The following is a 21,586-nucleotide window of genomic DNA, read 5'->3' as shown; positions in this document are numbered from 1 at the left end:
AAAGCCCCTCGCCCGCGCCACGGGAGAGGGGTTGGGGTGAGGGGATCTTAAAACCTATCCTTGAAAAGACCCCTGATGCCTGATCCCTATGTTCTTTGTGTAATGGTTCATTAGGTTAGCAACCATGGTTCATTCCCTCACCCCCCAGCCCCCTCTCCCACGAAAACGCGGGCGAGGGGGAGCATCAATGTTCACCAAAAATCATGCAAAAACCACGGGATGAAAGCCCCTCGCCCGCGCCACGGGAGAGGGGTTGGGGTGAGGGGATCTTAAAACCTATCCTTGAAAAGACCCCTGATCCCCGATCCCTATGTTCTATGCTCTTTGTTCTTTTTGTCTTCTGATTTCTGACTTTTGACTTACAACAAATTGCTTGACATTCAAAACAGCTAGGTCGATACTTAACCAACTATGCGCTTAGGCCTTGCCGCTGCTCCCACAGGCTCGGCCCAACCAAGCAAACGAGCGCCAATTGCCTCAGGCTGTTTTCGTTCTTGCACCAACCGAGCTTTACAGTTGCGTTCGTTCACGTTTGAATGTTGCTCGTTTGGCGTGCTTTCCAAGGGCGTAAAGCACGCATGTTAATCCAATCAAGGAAGTCTGGTATGCAGCAAGCTCACGCCCCCGACCAAGCAATAATTCGCCAACATCTGGCCCAAACCTATGCGATTGAAGCTTGCACGATTGAGCAAATCGAGCGTGGCAATGATCCACAGGCGGCGCTTTATCTGGTGCAAACTCGTGAACAGCAGTATTTTCTGAAGCTGAAACATGGCTCGATCTACCATGCTGGGGTTTTGTTGCCGCGCTATCTCAAGGATCGTGGGGTGGCCGCGGTGGTTGCACCGGTCGATACCCGCACCCAGCAATTGTGGGGGCGTTGCCAACAGTTTCATAGCGTGCTCTACCCCTATATCGAAGGCGCAACGGGGATGGATCATGGCATGTCGGCCCAACAATGGCAGAGTTTTGGTCAGCAGTTACGTCGTATTCATACGATGCAGGTACGTCCGCCATTGCGCCACATGCTGCGCTGGGAGAACTTTCGCCCGCCATGGCTGCCGACCGTCCAAGCCATCCATCAGAGCATCAATACTTGGCCAATTGGCGATAGCTATAGCGCCGAATTAATCGATTTTTGGCGGATCAAGGCCCGCGAAATTAGCTATGTGATCGAACGGATTAGCGAGCTTGGCAATTATTTGCGGGTCAATGCACGCAATTTTGGGCTGAGCCACGGCGATATTCATACCGCCAACATTGTGCTCGATCAGATTCAGCAAATTAATATTGTCGATTGGGATTACCCGCTGTTTGCGCCAAAAGAGCGCGATTTGCGCTTTGTGGTTGGCTCAGTGATTGGCGTGCCAGTGCAGCGCCACGAGGAACAATGGTTTTTTGAGGGCTACGGCCAACCAACGATTGACTACAAAGCTTTGGCCTATTATCGTTATGAGCGCGTAATTCAAGACCTTGGCGATTATGCCCAACGGGTGTTGCTACGCCGCGACGCTCCCCAAACGATCAAACAAGCTGCCTTGCAATCGCTGCGTTCGCGCTTTTTGGCTGGCAACATTATCGAATCGGCCTATCAAGCAGATCGCGCAAGTTAGAGAGGAAACCGATGTTCGCAATTGCTCCGATTTTAGCGCAACGCCATGGCGCAATTCAATTTGTGGTCGATGCGGTCGAGCCTTGCCAACAAGCCCCAGCCTGCCAGCAAGCGAACGCTTTGCCAATTTGGCAAGGGCTGCCAACGCTGGAAACCATCCAAACCGACGCGCAGCTATTCGCCAAAACTGACAGCGATCATCCGCTGTTGAGTTGTTTGGAGCTAGCCTATGGCCAGCATTACCCGTTGGTGCTCACGCCTGATTGTATTTGGCTTACGATTACGCAAGGCTTTAGCTTGCATCTCAATCAACACTACCAACAACTTCGCCAACGCTTAGTCCAGCATTCAGGCAAAAAAAGCTTGCTGGCCGATGATGTTTGGACGTGGCCTGAAGCAATTGAGCGCTGGGTTGACCAACTGACTCAAGCGCTGCCCAAAAATTTGGTTCAAACCTTGCAATGTGATTTTTCGACGACAACCCCAACCACGCGGATTGCCAGCCAAATTGTGCTGCTGGAGAGCTTTCAAGCCTATTTTGAATATGACATGACACCAATTTGCGGTATTCCCAATATTACGCTGTTGGGCACGCCTGCTGATTGGCGCTCGCTGGCCGAGCGGGTGCAACGCTTGGCGGTGTTTGATTTGGCCTGGTGGACGGAGCGGCTTGCGCCAATTTGCGAGGGCTTGATTTTAACCAGCGAAGGCCAGCCGCCGCATAGTTTTTGGCAACAGATCTATCACAAAATCGATTTGTGTAGCATCCAAATCGATGGCTGGATTACCGAGCTTTTTCCCTATATCAAAGCCGCAAACAAACCTGGCCATTTTCAGCGTAACCCACTGCTGAAGCGTGAACGGCAGCTTTTTGCTGATCCGGTTGCGCCAGCGTCGCTCAATTCAAATCAGACGCAACCTTTGCCTGCTGAGGTTGCCTTTAATCCTGATGATGTGGCGGGAATGGTGCCGTTTGAGCTTGAAACCTTAGATTTTGATTATGAATCGACTCCAGTTAGCGAGCTATATGCGAGTGTTTTCCCTACTGGCTTAGCTAAAGTAACCATAATCCAACGCGATCATGGTCAATCGCACTTGGTTAAACTTATGGCGGGCTTACTGGGCACAAGCTATGATCCTGCAACCAACCAGCTTCGCCCAGAAATTGGCTGGGCTGTGTATAAGCAACGTGATCACACTGAATTTTGGCGGCGCATAAGGCTTGAACATCAGGGTACATTGGCCCAAAAATCGAGCACGAATCAGCAATTGCCCGCTATGTTGGCTGATATGTTCAAATATTTTCCCAGCATGACACTCTTTGCTGCGAGCGCAAATCCCTGCTATCTGCTGCCCCAAAATGCCTATCAAGCTGTAAACTATCATCCTGATTGGATTTGCTTTGCCAAGCTCGGCGATGGCCGCGAAATCGTTTATCACGCTCTTTCGAGTCGCATTTGTTGGGTGATTTTGGTCAATCCCAACCCCAAGCAAGCCCCAATCATTATTGCCACCAGTATCGCCGAATTTTTTCAGCGGCTCTTAGCGAGCAGTGATTATTATTTCGATCAGGAGCATTTTCGAGCACCTGAGAGATTGTAAGTCTCCGTTAAAGATAGTAGAGAGGTATAGAATGTCTGCAATTGCCCCGATTTTAGCGCAACGCCATGGCGCAATTCAATTTGTGGTCGATGCGGTGGAGCCGTATCAAAGCCAAGTGAGCTTGGTTGATGCGCAAACTCACTTTGCCCAACGCATCAAGCGTCCGTTGATCCAAATGAGCCACGATCCTGCGCAGCTGTTGGTCAAAACCAGCAACGATAATTCGCTAATTCAAACGATTCACCTTGCATTTAGCCAGCATTACCCGTTGCTGCTCACCCCTGATTGTATTTGGCTGACGATTGCCCAAGGCTTTGCTAACCACGTTAATTACCATGCTGAGGATTTACGCCAGCGCTTCGTTGCCCATACCGCTAAACAGACGCTTGAAATTGAGGTTGATGGTCTCAGTGGCCACGCGGCATGGACGCATGCGATTGGGTTATGGGCGCAGTTGCTCAATGCGGCGTTGCCTGCCAATTTGGCCCAAACGCTGCAATGCGATTTCTCGACAACTACCGCAATTAGCCGCACGGCCAGCCAAATTGTGCTGATGCACGAGTTTGAGCATTATTTCGATTATAGTGCGGTCTGTATTTGTGGCATTCCCAATATTACGCTGTTGGGCAAGCCTACCGATTGGCGCTCGCTGGCCGAACGGGTGCAACGCCTTGCTGAGTATGATTTGGCGTGGTGGACGGAGCGGCTTGCGCCAATTTGCGAGGGCTTGATTTTGACCAGCGAAGGCCAGCCGCCGCATAGTTTTTGGCAGCAACTCTACAAACCGTATGATCAATATGGCGGCGAAGTCGTGACTGGTTGGGTTGCCGACCTGTTTCCCTATATCAACGATGCCAAACAACAGCCGACGCTGCGCAATCCCTTATTTGAGCAACCGCGATCGACGCTGTTGAATGGCGAACTTGACCATGAACTGGATTTTGCCCACAATCGTTTAGTCTATCAAGGGATGCTTTTTGAGCATTTATTTGGTGAGTCGCCAAGCAGCGATTCTGCTCAAACCAAAACAATTGTGGTTGGCCAAGGGATTACCAACAGCAGCTTTCCGAGCGGCTTGGCCAGCGTGCCAATCACGGTCAAATTGCGTGATGGCTCGGTGCAGGAATTAGCCTGTGTGGCTGGATTAATCGGCACTCAGCTTGATGCCACGACCCAAACGCTTAGCCCTGAAATTGGTTGGGCAATTTGCCAGCCTCAATAGCGCAAGAATTAGAATAAATCGAAGCTGTGTTCCCTCACCCCAACCCCTCTCCCATCCGATGAGCGAGAGGCTTTTTGCCGTGGTTTTGCCGCAACTCTTGAGGTAAAACGTCGCTCCCCTCGCCCGCGTTCAGTGGGAGAGGGGCTGGGGGTGAGGGAACCTTACAATCCAAACGTGTTATACTTTTGCTTGGTGAGAATACAACTCATACCAGCCTCATACCGCCTCAGTATTCCCCAATTCAACACCATTTGTGTAGGAGGAAGCAACAAATGACCGCAGAAATCGTTCAAGCTCAGTATGAGCAGCTTGAGCAAGTTGCCAATCGTTTCAATCGTCAAGCCGACCAAAGCGAAGCAATCGTCCAAAGCATTCGTCAAATGCACGATGCGCTGGTTGGTGGCCAATGGCAGGGCGATGCAGCGAGAGCGTTTGCCAACGAAATGCAAGCCAATGTTTTTCCAGCATTTAGCCGTTTGATCGGCGCGCTGCGGGCCAGCCAAGCCCTGACCATTGAAATCAAAACGGTCATGCGCCAAGCTGAAGAAGAAGCATCACGCTTGTTCCAAGGCTCGCCAACCGAAGGCGTGGCTGCCTTACGGGGTGGTGGCGTGTCCATGTTCGCCAATGCCGCCCAATTTTCCGCTGAAGAAACGCCAACCCCAACCGCACCCGCTGACCCCAATAACTACGACCGTTTCGACAAAGCCATTGAATATATGCACCAAGAAATGGTCACCAATGCTCAAAGCGATGTAGTCAAACAGATGAAATCGCTGATGGACTCGGCCATGAATCCACAATGGTACGATAGTCTCATGGGCAGTAATCCTGGCAATAAAATTGTTACTGCTTTGGCAATGTGGACAGCCAAAGTTCATGCTGGCAGCGATTGGGATCACAAGCCGATTTTGGGTGATATGCTTGGCCTCAAAAACGACAAGGACTACTATTTCCCAATTCGCGGCGACCAAACCAACGAATACTACTACGATATTTGGTCGAACATTCACTATGGCTATGTTGGCACAGCCGCTGGCTTTGACGCTAAAACCCTGCAAGATGGGGCCAACCTTGGCGATGCACTGACCGGAACCAACGATCCAGGTGATGTGTTGACCGTGCAAATGGGCATCGACCTCTGGAACAAATATGGCACCTCGATGACCCAAGATCAGCTGCATGCTGAAATTTTGGCCAATCGTGATAACTTAGTTCAGCTCGATAAAACTACCTCAGGCAAGAATCAACGCTAGTTGGCTTGGAGTTGGCACATGGCAGGGTTTAGTGATCTGTTGATGATCAGCGGTTTATTGGTCTTTTTTTTATTCAGTAGCTTGGGTTTGGGCTATCTTATTGGTCAGTTGACCAGCCCAAATGCAACAGCCAAACTCTTGCCAATGGTGCTTGCCAGCGGGCTTAGCGTTGCGAGCCTTGCTGGGTGTTATTGGTGCTTCAGCAACTTATCACGGTTTGATCCGATTGAGCGTTGTCGGCCTGATGGTATGGGGTTTTGTGCCAGCAATGGTCAGGCAATTGTACAATTTGAGCAGGCCTTGGCCCAAATCCAACGCTGGCAATTTGGCCTCTGGATTATGCTTCCGCTACTGGCGATTGGTGGCTTGTGGTGGTGGTTCAAACGCCGTCCAGCACGTTTGGCTAGCTAATACCGTATAATTGAGCGTCGGATTGTTGCCCATGGGTTGAGCTTCAGCCCATGGGCTTTTTATATGGAATTATCGCCATGGAACAACGCTCATTCTCTAGCCAGTGGCAACGCTGGTGGCCCTATCTTTGTATCACGCTAGTCGCTCTGCTGCTGATGTGGCGGGTTGTGCTGGGCAATACGTTTTTGCCGCTCGATATTGTGGCCCACTTGCATCCATGGCGTTTCTCCTACGAACGGGTGGCGGTCAATAATCCGATTAATAGCGATCTGATTACCCAAATTTATCCGCGCCGCTTGGTAACCAACCAACTGCTTGAGCAAGGCGCGTTGCCCCTTTGGAACCCAACAATTTTAACTGGCACGCCGTTGCTTGCTGATGGCCAATTGGCCTTTTTCTACCCCCTGAGTTGGCTGTTTGTGTTGCTGCCCTTGCGCTATGCCTTTGGGATCTACACGCTGATCAATGTTTGGTTGGCGGGCGTTGGCAGCTACAAATTTGCGCGCCGCATGCAGCTTGGGCAAATGCCTGCCAGCTTGGCGGCAGTTGGCTATATGCTGAGTGGCTTTCTGATCAATTGGCTGCATTTTCCCGAATTTAGTGCTGCTTGTGCCATGCTGCCGTGGTGTTTTTGGGCGGTGCTACGAGCCTCGCAAAGCCAGCGTTGGCGCGATTGGCTACAAGCAAGTTTGGTGTTGGCCTTGCCATTGGTTAGCCAAATTCAGCTGGCGTTTTATTGCTATCTTGGGATTGGCTGTTTGCTGCTGTACCAGCTGATTGCGTTGCCAACGTGGCGTTTGCGCTTCAAGCAAATTGCGCAATTTAGTAGTGCTATTGGGCTGGCGTTGGGATTAAGCGCAGTACAATTGTTGCCGCAAATTGCGCTTTCGGCCAAAGGCCAACGGCTTGATATTGGCTCAGGGCTTGGCTCGGCCAGCTCGATTATGCTTTGGCTGTTGCGCTTGGGCTTGCCGCTTGTCGATGGGGCTGCGCGCGAAAATCCAAGCGCTTGGCAACCGCATTTGTTGCAAGGTGTGCAACCATATGCTGGTGTATTAACCTTGGGCCTCGCTTTGCTAGCAGTGTGGAGCAGCCAACAACGTGGCGTTAAATTATTTGCACTGTTGGCGCTTGGCTCGTTTGCAATTGCGGTTGGCACGCCATTGCTGCAATTGTTGCTATGGCTAATTCCGCCCTATCGTCAATTTGCCGACCATCAGCGTTGGTTTGGTTTATGGGGTTTTGCCGTGGCGATGTTGGCTGGCTATGGCCTGCAAAGTTTGCAGCAGCCGCTGGCTAAGCCAAATCGGGCGCTTTGGCTTCAACGTAGCATAGGTTTGCTTGGTTTGCTTGGTTTGCTTGGTTGGGTATTACAACATATTGCGTTATTTACTGCCAACTCGCGCTACGCCCAATACAGCACGCTGCTGCGTTTGGCGCTCAACCCAATCAGCCTTGGCATTATTGGATTAAGTGGTTTGGCCTTGATTGGCTTGTTGATTAAACGTATTCCTCGTTGCTGGGCCAATGCTCTGGTTTTAGTCGTTTTGGCTGGCGATTTGCTCTGGTATGGTGCGAGCTATAACACCAGTGTCGATCCCAATCTGTTTCATGCGACGGCTGATATGCAAGCCAGTTTGCTGGCTGAGCCAGCCCTGCAAGATGCAGCGATTCTGTATCCACCAACCCGCCAAATTAACTTTCTGTTGCGCCAGCCAGGCGTTTTTCGCGTCTTTGGGGCCGACTATCAGGCCATTCCAACCAATGTGTTTAGCGCCTTTGGGCTTGAGGATATTCGCGGCTATCAATCGCTTTATTTGGCTCAATACAATCGGCTAACCAGGCTGATGGATGGCAAGGATTATCATAAACTTGGCGAGGGTGGCAATAGTTTACACGCTTATTTCACCATGGCCTACAATCAGCGTCGCTTGTTAAATATGCTAAATGTGGAATACCTGATCTTCACCCCCAATAGCCCCAACCCTGAGCTGTATCAACCGTTGGAGTTGGTGCAACGCAACGATGAAGGCGCGATTTATCGTAATCCTGAGGTGCTGCCACGAGCGTGGATGGTCTATCAAACCGAGGTTATTAGCACTGAATTGGCCCAGCTTGATCGGCTGGCAGCCAGCGATTTCGACCCTGCGACTCAAGCGATTGTGGCCGAGGCAGTGCCAGCGCTTGGGCCAGCTCCGACTCAAACGCTTACGCCTAGTTTGAGCTATGCGCCAAATCGAGCTACCGTTCAGGTCGATACGCCAGCAGCAGGCTTATTGGTGCTGGCCGATGCCTACACCAGCGATTGGCAGGTGACGGTTGATGGCCAGCCAGCCAAACTCTATCGCACCAATTATGCCTTGCGCGGCGTATGGTTAGCGGCGGGCCAGCACACGGTCGAATTTCGCTATCAACCACAAAGCTTGATCGTGGGTGGCTGGGTGAGTGGCCTCAGTTTGGGCCTCATCTTGTTGGGCTTGCTTTTGAATTGGATTCGAGTTAAGCGAAAGGTTGCACAATGACAACGACTTTATGGAACGAACGGGCAGTGCAGGATGTGTTGCAGCGCCCAGAGCGCTTGCTGAGCCACACGGACTGGCGGCACACGATTCAGCAGCATGGTGGGCTCAGCGCGTTTTATCAGCAATTGCAACAACTGCCGCTGGAAGCCAATCAGCATGCCGTGCTCCAGGTGCTGACCACTTATCCTGGCGCTCCAGTCGAAACGTACTGCTCGTTGCTCAACGTGCATAAAGCGACCTATCATCGCCACCAAAAAGCCTTGATTCAGCAACTAACCAGCTTGCTCAATGGCGATCAGCCACTGACCGCCGCCCCGACCACCGCACCAAACTTACACCAACTGCGTCCAATTTTGGCCGATTTTGTGGGGCGGAGTGCGGAATTGCAACAGGTCAGCTATGCGCTGGATGTGGCGCGCAACGCCGCGCGTGGCGCAGTGATCAGCGGGATTCAAGGCATGGGCGGGGTGGGCAAAACCGAGTTGGCGATCTATTTAGCCCATCAGTTGATTCCGCATTTTCCCGATGCGCAACTGGTGCTGAATTTGTATGGCTCGCGCGAGCAACCGCTGACGGTCGAGCAAGCCTTGGGCAGCGTGATCAGTCAGTTTCAGCCGAATGCCAAATTGCCGGACGATCGCGCGCAATTGATCGCTCAGTATCAGGAGCTATTGACCGGCAAGCGGGTACTAATTTTGGCTGACGATGCGCGTGATCTGGCCCATGTGCAGGATTTGACTCCGCCGACGGGCAATTGTTTGTTGGTAACCAGCCGTTTGCGCTTTGCGATGCCGCTGATGGCCCAACTGCATTTAACCGAATTGCAGGAGTCAGATGCGGTAGCCTTGCTGCAGCAGATTTGCCCACGCTTGGATGCGGCAACCGCGCAACAACTGGCGGCAGCCTGTGGCTACTTGCCGTTGGCGTTGCGGATCAGCGCCAGTATTTTGGTTGCAAATCCCGAGTTGGCGGTTGCTGAATATCTGGCGCAATTACAGGATCAGCAGCAACAGCTGGCGGCCTTGGAACACCCGGACGACCCACAGGCGAGCGTCGCTGCGTCGTTGGCGTTGAGCTATGCGCGCTTGCCGAGTGAGTTACAAGCCTTGGCGCGCCAGTTGAGTGTGGTGGTAGCCGATTTCAGCAGCGAATTGGGGTTGGCGACGGCAGGCTTGGCGCTGAATATGGCGAATGAAAACCTGTTGTATAAACTGGCATCGCACAATTTGATTCAATTCGAGCATCGTCAAGAACGCTGGCGCATGCACGACTTGGTGCGCAGTGTCTTGCGGCACTATTTGACGGAAGTCGAACAGGGTCAAACGCACTTACAGTATGCCCAAACCAGTGTTGAGACTCTCAAAACTATTTCAGATGATTATCAAAAAGGTGGTTCTGCTCAAATCCAAAGTATTGAAGCATTTGATCGTGAGCATGCGCATATCGTAGTGGCGTGGCGATGGGCGCAGCAGCAACCAAGCTCACCAATCACTGACCAGATTTTGGTTGATGCAGTGTTTTACAGCCGTAAAACGAGCAATATTCGGGTTGGACGACGATTCATCAATCTTAATGAACGAGAACAGGCTGTTGAGCGAGCACTGCGGATTAAGGAGCTTTATAAAGCTGGAGTTCTGGCTCTAACGACCGCGAATCACTATCTCCAACAAGGTAATTATCCGCTCTCACTTGACTGGCACGAACGAGCGTATGTAATCGGGCTTGAAAGTCAGGATATGTATCTTCAATCAACTACTTTGGGCGATATGGCCACATGCTATATTGAAATGGGTGGCCAGCCAAACCTAGAGAAAGCCCTTGAACTTGAACTGGAAGCCCTGCGGCTGTTTCGGGAGAGTGGTCATGGTGGGCCTATCGAAAGCTTACGAGTCAATAACTTAGGCGGCTGTCTTAATAAGTTGGGTCGTTATGCCGAAGCGGCTCACTACTATATCGAATCATTGACACTAGCGCAACAATTTGCCAACCAAGAAGATGAGTGTCGCGCCTTATACAATCTTGGGCAAACCTATCTGAAATTGAATCAACTTGATGAAGCACAAATGGCCTTGGATCAAGCCCTTGTCATTGTTGAACGCATGAATTTTGATCAAGGTCGCGCGTATATGCTCCAAGGGCAGGCGAGATTGCTTGTTTTGAAAGCTGATTATGCCCAAGCAATCGAGACCTTGAATAACGCATATACACTCATGCAACACTTTAACCACTTAAATGCTTTAGATATTCTGTGGAAAATCGGTCTGCTCCATTGGAAGCTTGGCGATGTGGCTGAAGCGGAATCGCGCATGCAGGCCGTTTTAGAGCAAGAACGACCCTTAGGCATCGAGCGAGTGCATCAGCATGAACTGCAACTCAATAATTTGCGTAATCAACAACCCTTTGATCAAAAATTGTTGGATGTAATTATTGATGAATAAGTTTAGGTTACCTACCACGCATTACATAATGCTGAGCAATTCTAGTGCTTTGCTGTTGGGGAAGCTGCCGAGATTTGGTACAATAGCAAGGCAAGTATTTTGGCACTGCTGCCGCCGCACTCCCATGCTTGGGCTTGGTTGGCAGCCTATGGCTTACACAAAGGAGTGATCAATGGCCACCGCATCGCCAACCCTTAGCCGCTTGGAATATCCACAAGAAGATCACGATACATGGGCAGCGCTCTGGCAGCGTCAATTGCCCCTCGCTCAAGAACATGCCTGCCAGCTTTTTCTCGATGGCATCGATATATTGAATCTCGACCGCAGCCATTTGCCCGATCCGTTGGCCGTGAGCGATCACTTGAATACGCTGACTGGTTGGGCTTTGGGCGATGCTCAAAACGCCTATCTCGGGCCAACCGAATGGTTTGAGCACATTGCTGATCGGCGTTTTCCGGTGACGAACTACATTCGCCGCCCGCATGAATTGGAATTTACGCCGCTGCCCGATTTGTTTCACGAATATTTTGGCCACTTGCCAGCGTTTACCAACAAAGAGTTTGCCGATATTGCCCAATTATTCGGGCCATTATATCTTTCGGCCAAGGACGAGCGCCAGCAATTAGGCATTGCGCGGATCTGGTGGTTTAGCACGGAGTTTGGCTTGCTGCGCGAAAACGGCGAGTTGAAGGTGCTCGGCGCTGGCTTGCTCTCATCACCAGGCGAATTATTGCATTCGCTCAATCCAGAAACACCACGCTATGAGTTTGATATTGAACGCGTTGCCGATACTGCCTCGGCTCCTTATGGCTATCACGAGCACTATTTTATTCTCAATAGCCTCGATCACCTGCGCTCAATTGTCTATGAATATGCAGAATTAGAGGGCTTGCCCAAACCAGAACTACCTTTATAAGCTGAGCAAAGGCTGCTTGATTCCCTCACCCCAACCCCTCTCCCGCGTATGCAGGAGAGGGGCTTTTTGGTTTCGTGGGTTGGAGATAATCCCCTCACTCCAACCCCGCTCCCGCCAGCGAGGCGAGGGGGAATCACGAGACCAATGCTCCCCTCGCCCGCGTGCAGTGGGAGAGGGGCTGGGGGTGAGGGAATGCTGCTGGTTGTCTTATAGCCAAAAGCTCAATTCGCTATTCTGGCCATGTCAAACGAATGCATTCAGCATTACCAACGACTTGTTGATTGCCGTGGGCATGCCAGCGTTGCATCAAGGCTTGATCAATGGTGGTGATGGTTTGGGTTTGCAGCCAAAGCATGGTCCGAATAACTTGACCATGGGCAAAAACGCAGCTTATTCCATCCAAGGTTTGCAGCTGTTGCAACGCTGCTTGTACCCGTTCGATCAACATGCGAAAGCTTTCTGCATCTGGGCCATGGCGATAATCAGGGTCGCAGCGTTGCCAATATTCCGTAACCATTGGCTGACGATCGGCTTGGTTGGTATTGCTGCAAAGCGCTGGCGAAAGATAGGTAAATTCGTGAATTGGCCAGATTTCTGCTTGCAACTGTGGGTAGCGCTCGAGCAATGGCGCTGCGGTTTGCTGGGTGCGCAAATATTGCGAAACGATCACCCGATCTGGTTGGGGCAGCCGTTCAACTAAGTTGCGAGCCTGCTGCCAGCCAAGCTCAGTCAAGGGAATACTGGCTGGGTCGGCGGTTCGTTGGCCAGCGTTGGCGGCACTCTCACCATGGCGAATCAGCCAGGATTCATGGCTCATTTGGCACTCCAGCGGGCGTAAATCGAGGTCGATAGCAAACGGCCTGCCGATTGTTCGCGTAAGGTTTGTTCGCCTGCATCAAGCGTTCCATCCAAGCCATCAAGGCTATCGCCCAGCGTATTAGCCAACATTAAGGCCGAGGCGCGGGTATCGTAGGTTGTTACTAAGCAGAACAATGGTTTAGGTGCGAGAATCGCCCGACATTCTTGCAACAGCACGGGAAACGATTCGGCAAATTGCCAAACTTGGCCTTGGCTGCCACGCCCAAACGCTGGCGGGTCCATAATAATGCCTTCGTAATGCGCACCACGTCGCGCCTCACGGCGCACAAATTTCAAAGCATCGTCAATAATCCAGCGAATCGAATCGGCTGCTAGTTGCGAGGCTGCTTGATTTTCCTTGGCCCAATCGACCGAAGCCTTCGAGGCATCCAAGTGGGTTACTTTGGCTCCTGCTTGGGCGGCGGCCAACGAAGCCACGCCAGTATAGGCAAACAGGTTGAGCACTCGTGGTTGTTGGTCGGCGCGTTTGATTTGCTCAGCCACCCAATCCCATTGCGCACCATGCTCGGGAAAAACCCCAACATGGCGAAATGGCGTAAGCTGGGCCTTGAAGCGCAAGCCTTGGTAGCTCATCATCCATGTTTCAGGATGCGGCTTGAGTTTGCGCCAATTTTCGCCTTTGCCTTGATATTCGTAAATTGCGTGCGCCGCTTCCCACGCGCTGGCAGCGAGTTTGGGCTGCCACAGAGCTTCGCTTTCAGGGCGAATCACTGTGACTGGGCCAAAGCGCTCAAGTTTGCGGCCATTGCCACTATCGAGCAGGGCGTAATCGTGCCAATTATCGGATGTGAGTAGTGAAAGTGTTTTCATAATTTTGTAGTGATCCACGAAGGTTAAGTTTTTGATCCACGAAGGGCACGAAGAGCACGAAGGCTGGAAACCACGAAGAACGCGAAGGGCACGAAGCTATTTTAGCCACGAATTGCACGAATTCCACGAATAATGTCCGAAAGCCCATAGCATAAAGCCCTGATCCCCAGCCCCCGATCCCTGATCCCATTTTGACTTTTTCCTTCTGACTTTTGACCTTCTCCTATGTTCTATGCTCTATGTTCTATGCTCTTCTTCCTCGACTGGCTCCCAGCCATTGCGCAAATAGACCGTGCGAATATCTTTCGAGAGCAAATAGCCTAATGCAAGCACAATCAGTAGCAACGGTGAAATAACTTCAACGCTGACAATCGAATTGCCAAGTAATTGGGCATTGCTCAGCACATAAAACGTGCTTAAAATAAACATAATCACGGTGGCAAACCACGACCAGCGCCATAAACGCCACAAGCCAAAGGCCAAGGCAATCAGGTAAATCGTCACGACGCTGGCCACATCGCTGGGCATAACATCGCTGCCGCCTGTTGCCAAGGCCGAAATAACCACCAAGGCGGCGGCTCCATACAACGCCACAACCATCAGCACAATGCCTTTGGGGCGTTTGGCGCGGCGCAATTTAATTGCTTCTTGATCCGTTTCTGTCATACTATTGGCCTTCATCAACCTGGCCCAAAATAATCCGATCGATCACTGATTCAACGGGCGCAAGGTCATCGGTAAAGACGCGATTTTCGCCCACGCCATCCCAGCGGCGAATTGGCTTTTTGTTGCTATTGCTGGCCAATGCTTGCTCCATCACATAGCGCAAGGTCGGGTCTTGAATCGTTGCCAAATTGGCTTCGAAGTTGGCAATCCCATCGCCAACATCAGCTGGAATGCCAATCAACATGGTATTGAAATTATTTGGCACGTCGATCATATAGACATGGGCAAAAACGCTGCTCATGGTGTTGGCCAAGACGTTGACCAAGCGATAATCGCCGCCAGCAGCAGTGTTGGGCTTGCCTGCATTGACCACCGCCACGCCGTTCGGAGCCAAATGATCGCGCACGGTTTCAAAAAACTCGCGCGTGGTCAGATGAAACGGAATATAGGGCTGTTTGTAAGCATCCATGCCGATAATATCATATTTGTTGTCGTTGCCAGCGAAGAAAATTCGGCCATCGGCAACGTGGGTGTTGAAATTAGGAAATTGTGGTGTTTCGCCACGTTCTTTGTAATACTCAACATCGTGCATGGCGAAGTATTCACGACCCAATTCAACAATGCGGGGATCAATCTCAATTCCATCAATCACTGATTCTGGGCCATAAATTGAGAGAAATTGCTTTGGCACTGAGCCAGCAGCCGAGCCAACCATCGCCATGCTGTTGACACTTTCAACGCTGCGATTGGGGTAGAAATAGGGCGCAATGTTATAGAAATCCCATGGCCCGTTGGTCAGCAAATCGCTGGCGTTATTGGTTTGCTCAAATTTTGGGTAGTAGATAGAGTGGATGGCTTGGCCCTCGTTGAGCACCAAACCGATCATTTTGTTGTCATCGCTGCCACGTTCGACAATCTGAATGTAGTTGTAGGCCGAATCGTCTTCGGTAATCAGGTTACAGCCACGGCAATCGGCAACCTTAATTGGCTCGCTGCGTGGCCAGAATGCCAAGGCAATGACCACAATCAAGGCCACCATGGCCACTGGCAACATTTTGCGGCGCTCCATCCAGAAGCCAGGCAATACCAGCACCAACAAACCCATGGCAAAAATATAAATCGTCATATTTGTGCCAACCGTGGGAATCAGAAACAGCACTGGCAAGAAGGTTCCGAGAATCGAGCCAAGCGTCGAGATGGCCGAGAGATTACCAGCAGCCTTGCCTGCATCGGCTGCATCGCGAATGGCCAAGCGCACGGCAAACGGGCTAACCATGCCCAACAAGGTGATTGGCACAGAGAACAAGGCCAAAACGCCAAGCAACGAGCCAACGAATGGCCCAGCTGAGCGCGTGGCAAAGGCGCTGATCGACCACTTCAGAATGGGCTTCGAGATCCATGGAATCACGGCGGCGGTGATTGCACCCACCAAAATGATGCTACACAACAAGCCCAACTCTGGGCGGCGGTCGGCCCAACGCCCGCCAATCGTATAACCCAAGGTCAGGTAGAGCAAGGTTAAGCCAATCACATTGGCCCAAATCAACTGCGATGTGCCGAAATAGGGAGCCAAAAGCCGCGAAGCAGTCATTTCAATGCCGAGCGTACAGATCCCCGCACCAAAGACCAACAACATAAGGTAACGACGTGCCAATGCTTGAATCCTTTCAACAAAAAGCCGTGGAAGCCACCCATTGGGCGTTGCATCCACGGCACGGCATGAGCTAAAAATCGGGCAGCAATTTAGCTAACCGATTGAAAAACCGTTTGCAAAACTTGCAGAAGCAGCAGCGCAATCAGTGGCGAGAGATCAAACATGCCAACTGATGGAATAACGCGCCGAATCGGTAGCAAGATTGGGTCGGTAATTTCGCGCAGAATCAAGGCAAACCGTGATTGACCCTGTGGATCAAACCACGACATGATGATTCGCACAAAGATTGCGATTTCGAGAATCGGGATTAACAGGAGAAAAAACTGGCTAATGAAATTGCCCATGAGCGCCCCCAACAGGTGGTTTGCCGCATTTCTGCCGTCAAGTATACCATAAGCGTTTGGCTTATGGTCAGTCAAGCAGCCCCAACTATCCAGATGTCACATTAGTTCATACAAACAGCTAAAAGCGTGTATTTACTTGCTTGGCTCTCCAAATTTCTTGCTCACAGAGCCGAAAAGCGGCTATTTTTTATTTACCACAGTTTATGATAACTAGCTTCGATTGCTTTGCACTCCAGCATTGAATCGCAAATTTGGTGCTTGTAATATTCTAATTTTATTGATATAAATACATATAATCTAGAAAAATAGAATATTACACGAGGATAATCATATGTTTAACCGAGGTTTGCTGCTGCTTTTGGCAATGATTCTGGCTGGATGTGGCGCGATGGCCAATCAACCAACCACCAGTTCGACTAATCCAACGAGTATTCCAACCATCTTTGTTAATTCTACGCCAACCATGGTTGCTAGCACGCCAACGCTGGCCGCGACGAATCCAACAACTGCTGCCATTACACCAACGCTCGAGGCGACGAATCCAACGACGGCAACGATCAGCAATCCCCAATCGGGTGAAGAGGTGTTGGCGTTTATTCGCCAAAATCCTAGCAATGTTAGCTTGGTGAGCTATAGCACCAACAGCGATGGCAGCATTAACAACGCCGATCCGCTGATTGAATTCAATGCTGAGCAACCACTGCCCCTAGCTTCGACCATGAAAATCGTGATTTTGGCCAGCTACGCCCAAGCAGTTGAGGCAGGCACGCTCGACCCTGAACAGCCAATTAGCTTGGCCGATTGGGAAGCCTGGTATTGGCCAAATACCGATGGTGGTGCGCATCCGGCGGCCCTAGAACGGCTTGGCATCCCCGCCGATCAACGTGGCTTTGCCAATGATCCTGCCCAAACTGTGCCGCTCAAAACCTTGGCTCAAGCCATGATTTTCGAGAGCGATAATGCAGCCACCGATTATTTAATTGATCGCTTGGGCCTTCCAGCGCTTGATCAAACAATCAAAGACCTTGGCATGCAACAGCAAACCAAAATTGTGCCAATCGTTGGGCTATTTCTGTTGGTGATGAACCCAGATGCTTCAATCGATGCAACGAGCATGCAAAGCTTGTTGGAGCTTGATCAAGCCAGCATCGAGCAACAAGCAGTGGCGCTGGCTGAGCGCTATCAAGCAGAGCCGGAATGGCGCAAAGCAACTCAAGATCAAACTGAATTGAAGCTTGATCTGGCGCAACAAAGCCAAGTGTTTGATCATATTATGCCCAAAGGCAGCGCTGGCGATTATGCCAACGTAATGGCCTTGGTTGGCAACAATCAATTAATCAGCCCAGCAGTTTCGCAAACCATGCGCGAATTTTTAGAGTGGCCGATGACAATTCCTGGCAACGAAACGATGTTTACCCATTTTGGCACCAAGGGCGGCAGTTTGCCCGGAATGCTAACCGAAGCCATGTTTATTCAGCCTGCCCAAGGCGAATGGGCTGATCGCACCAAAGTTGTGGTGTTGTTTTTCAACCAATTGCCTGATCAAACGTGGTTGGGCTTGATGCAATCGTTTATGCAACAGCAATTTGCGGTGCAACTCGCGCTTGATCCTGCATTTGCTCAATCGGTTGCAAGCGAACTAAAATAAGCCGATTTCAGCCAGAGGAGCCAATGCCATGGATTCAGCTCAATCATTGCTTGATCGGATTGCTGCTTTAGAAGCTCGGGTCAGCGCTTTAGAAAACCAAACTCCTGCAAGCACAGTAGCAAGCAACGAAGAGTTGGGTTTGGTGCGTCAACTCCAACAACGCACAGGCAGCGATTATGAGCATGAGCTTGGTCATGGCGCGTTTCTTTTTGCTGGCTCGATCAGTTCGGTGCTTGGCAATTATGTTTGGCAGGGTGAGCATGGCTTGGGCGAATTGCTGCGCCACCCTGCCGAGCCATTAATTAGCGTGCTTAGTGCCTTGGCTAGCCCAATTCGTTTGCAGATTGTCCAAACCTTGCTTGAAAAACCAGCTAGCAGCCAAAGCCTGTTGGAGCAATTGCATATGCAATCTGCTGGCCAGTTGTATCATCATCTCAAGGAGTTGCGCAACGCTGGGATTATTATTCAACGTGGGCGCAGCGACTACAGCTTAGAGCTAAAGGCCCTGATTCCGGTGATGATTATTCTCGCGGCTGCCAAAAATATTGTTGATTGAGAGAAGAAGGCAAAAGTCAGAAGTCAAAAGTCAAAAGTCAAAATGGGATCAGGGATCGAGGTTCAGGGGCAGGCTTCAACGCAGAGGCGCAGAGCGATGATGGCTATTGGCTTTTGGCTATCGGAATATTGTTCGTGAAATTCGTGCAATTCGTGGCTGAAATAGCTTCGTGCCCTTCGCGTTCTTCGCGGTTTGCAGCCTTCGTGTCCTTCGTGCTCTTCGTGGATCAAACTACTCGACCACAACCTTGCCAACCACCGCATAATCGCCGAGCAACACGCCATGTTGGCTCCACACACCAGCGCGGCTCCAATCGCCAAACTCATCAAACCAGCCCATCCGCACTTCGTATTGGCCTGGCTCAAGCTCGGTGGGCAGATTAATCGTCAGCAGATCTTCCCACCAATCATCTGGTGTCCAGCGCAGCGCTTGCCAAACCCCATCTTGCGGCTGCACATCGAAAGCAAAACTTTCACTTTCGCTGCCAGGCTTGGCCAAATGCACAAACAACGACCATTTACGATCTTGTTTGCCAACTGCGCGCCAGAGCGTATTGACCAACCAAGGTTGGCCAGCCTTGGCGGTTTGCGGCAACAAAATCCCTCGTAGCTCGATGGGGTTGGCCGTATCTGGCCGCCACAAAGCCAACACTGGCCGCTCTGGCTGTGGCTCGACGACCAAATAGGGGTAGGCTGCGCTGATGACTGTATTTGGCAGGCCAACCGCCATGGTTACTAAGAGCGCTGGCAACAGCCAAGCCGCCGTTTTGACGCTGCGCTCAAGCCCAATTGCCAAAGCACAGGCCGCTACCGGAGCCGCCGGAAACAAGAATCGCGCTTGCCAACCAACTTGGCCGCTCAACACTGCAAAGGCAAATGTCCATGCAAACGAAAGCCCAACCAAGGCCCATGCCAACTGCCAGTGCTGCTCGATGCGCCAGCGTCGAATGCCCAAAATCGCGAGGCCAATCCAGATTGCCAGCAACCAATACAGCCATTGCGGCGCGGCCACGCTCATCCAGCCAAAGCGCGCAATCAGCGACGTGCCCAAGGCATGCATGGCCTCGCCCCAATCGTGCAGGCTGAATGGCGAGAAGGTCGGGCTGCTAAATTCGCCTTTATACAAGCCCAAACCAAATGGATCGCCATACAGCAGCAGGTTGCGCAGATACCACCAGCCAGCAATCGCCGCACTGCTGAGTGCAATCCCCGCAACTGCTGAGCGTAATTTGAGCGTATGCCGCAAGTGCCACAAACGCAAGCCAATTAAGGGAATCAACATGACTGCACTTTGTTTGGTGAGCAATGCCGCTCCAAGCGTTGCGCCAACCGCCCACGGCCACCAAGGCTTTGGATTTGGCTCAAGCAACAGCCACAGCAGCGTTGCACACAGCAGCCACAGCAAAGGATCATTCGAGACTAAAACTGAGTGAAAGAGCAATTGGGGCCAGAATGCTAGTAAACTTGTAGCAAACAGCGCTAAGGATTTGCGTAAACCTAAACGCAACGCAATCCCATAGCCAACTACCATCGTCAATGTGGCGCAGCCAATCGAAAACCAACGTAAGCGATGCCAAACCAACACATCAGCTTGGTAGGGATGACGATCGATCGAGCGCCAGGCAAAAGCAGCTGGATCTTTGCCGCCAGCCCAAATCCAATTATGATTATTGGCCAGAATCACCACTCGATCTTCGAGCGCAACCGAGCGCGCCAAGGGCTGCATTAGCCAATAGGCCAAGGGTGGTTGATGGCCTTCGCCAGGCACATCGCCCAAGCGTTGGTCGGGTAAGCGATTGGTGCGGGCCACGAACAAGGCATATTCTGCATGGCCTGGCTCATCCGGGCCTTCACCAAGGGGAATGCGGGTACTCCACCAGACCGCTAGCGTGCAATACACCAGCAGCAGGAGCAGCAAAGGCCAATGGTAGCGGAAGCGTTTTAATGCAGGCATTGAAGCAAGGCGCTGAATGAGACCATTCAGCGCCAATCGGAGAATTAACCGAATTGTTCTAAGAAACGACCGTCGTTGGAGAAGAACCAGCGAATGTCGTCGATGTCGTAGCGCAACATCGTTTGGCGTTCTGGACCCATGCCGAAGGCAAAACCACTCCATTCAGCGGGATCATAGCCGCCGTTACGCAACACGGTTGGGTGAACCATGCCAGCGCCCAAAATTTCCAGCCAGCCGCTCTTTTTACAAATGCGGCAGCCTTCGCCACCACAGATGAAGCATTCGATATCGACTTCGACGCTTGGCTCGGTGAAGGGGAAGTACGAAGGGCGATAGCGCACTTTAACATCATCTTTAAACATGCGGCGGGCAAAATTGGCCAACGTACCTTTAAGATCGGCCATGGTAATGTTGCGGCCAATTACCAAGCCCTCAACTTGATGGAACATCATCTCTGAGCGGGCACTGACTGGCTCGTAGCGATAGCATTTGCCAGGCAAAATCACCCGAATTGGCTCAGGATTCAAGGTGCGCATCACATGAATCTGGCCTGGCGAGGTGTGAGTGCGCAACACAACCTTTTGCTGCGGATCATCAGATTGCACATAGAACGTGTCCCACATATCGCGGGCTGGGTGATGCGCAGGCATATTGAGCAATTCAAAATTATACTCATCGGATTCGACTTCGCGGCTTTCCCACACTTGGAAGCCCATTTCAGCAAAAATATGCTGAATCCGGCGTAGCGATTGCGTGCTTGGGTGCAAACGGCCAATGTTGGCTGCCCGCCCAGGCAAGCTAATATCAACTGCATCTTCTTCAAGTTCTTCATGCAATGCCGCGCTTTGCAAGCGTGATTCTAAAGTTGCTTCTTGTTCGCTCAGCGCTTGCTTGATGGCCCCGAAGCGTTGGCCAAAGGCTGGCCGATCTTTAGGGTCGAGCTTGCCAATTGATTGACTGGCTTGGGCCAACGAACCCTTTTTGCCTGTCCATTGAGTGCGCCATGCTGCCAAATCATCAAGCGATTGGACATTGGCCAAGGCTGCTTTGGCCTCTTTTTCAATCTGATCTAATTGCTCAAACATGCCATTCCTACC

Annotated in this window: 17 protein-coding genes; 10 read left to right on the top strand and 7 right to left on the bottom strand. The window is 51.4% G+C overall.

The features are described 5' to 3' along the window. Positions 1 to 605 precede the first annotated feature (605 nt). The 8 genes from ACFMKP_RS13310 (at position 606) to ACFMKP_RS13275 (ending at position 11,979) form a co-directional block, all read left to right on the top strand. Positions 606 to 1,613 (top strand): phosphotransferase, encoded by a 1,008-nt coding sequence (locus ACFMKP_RS13310; RefSeq protein WP_382292468.1) that lies wholly within the window; start codon positions 606 to 608, stop codon positions 1,611 to 1,613. Positions 1,614 to 1,624: 11 nt separating this feature from the next. Further along, positions 1,625 to 3,214 (top strand): DUF4419 domain-containing protein, encoded by a 1,590-nt coding sequence (locus tag ACFMKP_RS13305; RefSeq protein WP_382292467.1) that lies wholly within the window; start codon positions 1,625 to 1,627, stop codon positions 3,212 to 3,214. Between the two features lie 31 nt (positions 3,215 to 3,245). Continuing rightward, positions 3,246 to 4,436 (top strand): DUF4419 domain-containing protein, encoded by a 1,191-nt coding sequence (locus ACFMKP_RS13300; protein ID WP_382292466.1) that lies wholly within the window; start codon positions 3,246 to 3,248, stop codon positions 4,434 to 4,436. Positions 4,437 to 4,708: 272 nt separating this feature from the next. After that, positions 4,709 to 5,692 carry a WXG100 family type VII secretion target gene (locus ACFMKP_RS13295; protein WP_382292465.1) on the top strand — a complete coding sequence of 328 codons (984 nt, stop codon included), beginning with the start codon at positions 4,709 to 4,711 and terminating at the stop codon, positions 5,690 to 5,692. Between the two features lie 18 nt (positions 5,693 to 5,710). Then, on the top strand, positions 5,711 to 6,103 hold the full coding sequence (locus tag ACFMKP_RS13290) for a hypothetical protein (RefSeq protein WP_382292464.1): 393 nt from the start codon (positions 5,711 to 5,713) through the stop codon (positions 6,101 to 6,103). A gap of 77 nt (positions 6,104 to 6,180) precedes the next feature. Continuing rightward, on the top strand, positions 6,181 to 8,625 hold the full coding sequence (locus ACFMKP_RS13285; RefSeq protein ID WP_382292463.1) for a YfhO family protein: 2,445 nt from the start codon (positions 6,181 to 6,183) through the stop codon (positions 8,623 to 8,625). Then, the gene (locus ACFMKP_RS13280; protein WP_382292462.1) at positions 8,622 to 11,063 is read left to right on the top strand and encodes a tetratricopeptide repeat protein; all 2,442 of its coding nucleotides are present in this window, start codon (positions 8,622 to 8,624) and stop codon (positions 11,061 to 11,063) included. Before ACFMKP_RS13285 ends, ACFMKP_RS13280 begins: the two co-directional genes overlap by 4 nt. Positions 11,064 to 11,235: 172 nt before the next feature. After that, the gene (locus ACFMKP_RS13275) at positions 11,236 to 11,979 is read left to right on the top strand and encodes an amino acid hydroxylase (RefSeq protein WP_382292461.1); all 744 of its coding nucleotides are present in this window, start codon (positions 11,236 to 11,238) and stop codon (positions 11,977 to 11,979) included. A 229-nt stretch (positions 11,980 to 12,208) separates the two neighbouring features. Here the strand turns inward: ACFMKP_RS13275 and ACFMKP_RS13270 are convergent, their stop codons facing one another. From ACFMKP_RS13270 to ACFMKP_RS13250, 5 genes are all read right to left on the bottom strand, one after another. Then, positions 12,209 to 12,796, bottom strand: coding sequence for a histidine phosphatase family protein (locus ACFMKP_RS13270; protein ID WP_382292460.1), 588 nt, complete (start codon positions 12,794 to 12,796; stop codon positions 12,209 to 12,211). Then, a complete protein-coding gene (locus ACFMKP_RS13265; RefSeq protein WP_382292459.1) occupies positions 12,793 to 13,668 on the bottom strand; it encodes a class I SAM-dependent methyltransferase in 876 nt (291 codons plus the stop codon). Before ACFMKP_RS13265 ends, ACFMKP_RS13270 begins: the two co-directional genes overlap by 4 nt. A gap of 237 nt (positions 13,669 to 13,905) precedes the next feature. Continuing rightward, positions 13,906 to 14,334 carry a hypothetical protein gene (locus ACFMKP_RS13260; protein ID WP_382292458.1) on the bottom strand — a complete coding sequence of 143 codons (429 nt, stop codon included), beginning with the start codon at positions 14,332 to 14,334 and terminating at the stop codon, positions 13,906 to 13,908. 1 nt (position 14,335) lies between these two features. Then, the gene (locus tag ACFMKP_RS13255; RefSeq protein WP_382292457.1) at positions 14,336 to 15,988 is read right to left on the bottom strand and encodes a spermidine synthase; all 1,653 of its coding nucleotides are present in this window, start codon (positions 15,986 to 15,988) and stop codon (positions 14,336 to 14,338) included. A gap of 89 nt (positions 15,989 to 16,077) precedes the next feature. Continuing rightward, the gene (locus tag ACFMKP_RS13250) at positions 16,078 to 16,332 is read right to left on the bottom strand and encodes a YggT family protein (RefSeq protein ID WP_054536537.1); all 255 of its coding nucleotides are present in this window, start codon (positions 16,330 to 16,332) and stop codon (positions 16,078 to 16,080) included. A 331-nt stretch (positions 16,333 to 16,663) separates the two neighbouring features. Between ACFMKP_RS13250 and ACFMKP_RS13245 the strand changes: the two genes are divergently transcribed. Continuing rightward, positions 16,664 to 17,980 (top strand): serine hydrolase, encoded by a 1,317-nt coding sequence (locus tag ACFMKP_RS13245; protein WP_382292456.1) that lies wholly within the window; start codon positions 16,664 to 16,666, stop codon positions 17,978 to 17,980. A gap of 28 nt (positions 17,981 to 18,008) precedes the next feature. Then, complete coding sequence (locus ACFMKP_RS13240; protein ID WP_382292455.1) at positions 18,009 to 18,536, top strand: ArsR family transcriptional regulator; 528 nt, start codon at positions 18,009 to 18,011, stop codon at positions 18,534 to 18,536. A gap of 231 nt (positions 18,537 to 18,767) precedes the next feature. Here ACFMKP_RS13240 and ACFMKP_RS13235 read toward each other — a convergent pair whose 3' ends face one another. Both ACFMKP_RS13235 and pheS read right to left on the bottom strand, forming a co-directional pair. Next, positions 18,768 to 20,489, bottom strand: coding sequence for an ArnT family glycosyltransferase (locus ACFMKP_RS13235; protein ID WP_382292454.1), 1,722 nt, complete (start codon positions 20,487 to 20,489; stop codon positions 18,768 to 18,770). A 44-nt stretch (positions 20,490 to 20,533) separates the two neighbouring features. Beyond that, positions 20,534 to 21,574: a phenylalanine--tRNA ligase subunit alpha gene (pheS, locus tag ACFMKP_RS13230; protein ID WP_382292453.1), complete on the bottom strand. Its 1,041-nt coding sequence runs from the start codon at positions 21,572 to 21,574 to the stop codon at positions 20,534 to 20,536. Positions 21,575 to 21,586: the final 12 nt, after the last annotated feature.

Source organism: Herpetosiphon sp. NSE202, assembly GCF_042688385.1.
Taxonomy (GTDB): domain Bacteria; phylum Chloroflexota; class Chloroflexia; order Chloroflexales; family Herpetosiphonaceae; genus Herpetosiphon.
This window is presented reverse-complemented; position numbering and strand designations above follow the sequence as displayed.

Bases quoted from the DNA above. Each gene is read 5' to 3' on its own strand.
- ACFMKP_RS13310 (WP_382292468.1), top strand. From the start codon at position 606: ATGCAGCAAGCTCACGCCCCCGACCAAGCAATAATTCGCCAACATCTG.
- ACFMKP_RS13305 (WP_382292467.1), top strand. From the start codon at position 1,625: ATGTTCGCAATTGCTCCGATTTTAGCGCAACGCCATGGCGCAATTCAA.
- ACFMKP_RS13300 (WP_382292466.1), top strand. From the start codon at position 3,246: ATGTCTGCAATTGCCCCGATTTTAGCGCAACGCCATGGCGCAATTCAA.
- ACFMKP_RS13295 (WP_382292465.1), top strand. From the start codon at position 4,709: ATGACCGCAGAAATCGTTCAAGCTCAGTATGAGCAGCTTGAGCAAGTT.
- ACFMKP_RS13290 (WP_382292464.1), top strand. From the start codon at position 5,711: ATGGCAGGGTTTAGTGATCTGTTGATGATCAGCGGTTTATTGGTCTTT.
- ACFMKP_RS13285 (WP_382292463.1), top strand. From the start codon at position 6,181: ATGGAACAACGCTCATTCTCTAGCCAGTGGCAACGCTGGTGGCCCTAT.
- ACFMKP_RS13280 (WP_382292462.1), top strand. From the start codon at position 8,622: ATGACAACGACTTTATGGAACGAACGGGCAGTGCAGGATGTGTTGCAG.
- ACFMKP_RS13275 (WP_382292461.1), top strand. From the start codon at position 11,236: ATGGCCACCGCATCGCCAACCCTTAGCCGCTTGGAATATCCACAAGAA.
- ACFMKP_RS13270 (WP_382292460.1), bottom strand. From the start codon at position 12,796: ATGAGCCATGAATCCTGGCTGATTCGCCATGGTGAGAGTGCCGCCAAC.
- ACFMKP_RS13265 (WP_382292459.1), bottom strand. From the start codon at position 13,668: ATGAAAACACTTTCACTACTCACATCCGATAATTGGCACGATTACGCC.
- ACFMKP_RS13260 (WP_382292458.1), bottom strand. From the start codon at position 14,334: ATGACAGAAACGGATCAAGAAGCAATTAAATTGCGCCGCGCCAAACGC.
- ACFMKP_RS13250 (WP_054536537.1), bottom strand. From the start codon at position 16,332: ATGGGCAATTTCATTAGCCAGTTTTTTCTCCTGTTAATCCCGATTCTC.
- ACFMKP_RS13245 (WP_382292456.1), top strand. From the start codon at position 16,664: ATGTTTAACCGAGGTTTGCTGCTGCTTTTGGCAATGATTCTGGCTGGA.
- ACFMKP_RS13240 (WP_382292455.1), top strand. From the start codon at position 18,009: ATGGATTCAGCTCAATCATTGCTTGATCGGATTGCTGCTTTAGAAGCT.
- ACFMKP_RS13235 (WP_382292454.1), bottom strand. From the start codon at position 20,489: ATGCCTGCATTAAAACGCTTCCGCTACCATTGGCCTTTGCTGCTCCTG.
- pheS (WP_382292453.1), bottom strand. From the start codon at position 21,574: ATGTTTGAGCAATTAGATCAGATTGAAAAAGAGGCCAAAGCAGCCTTG.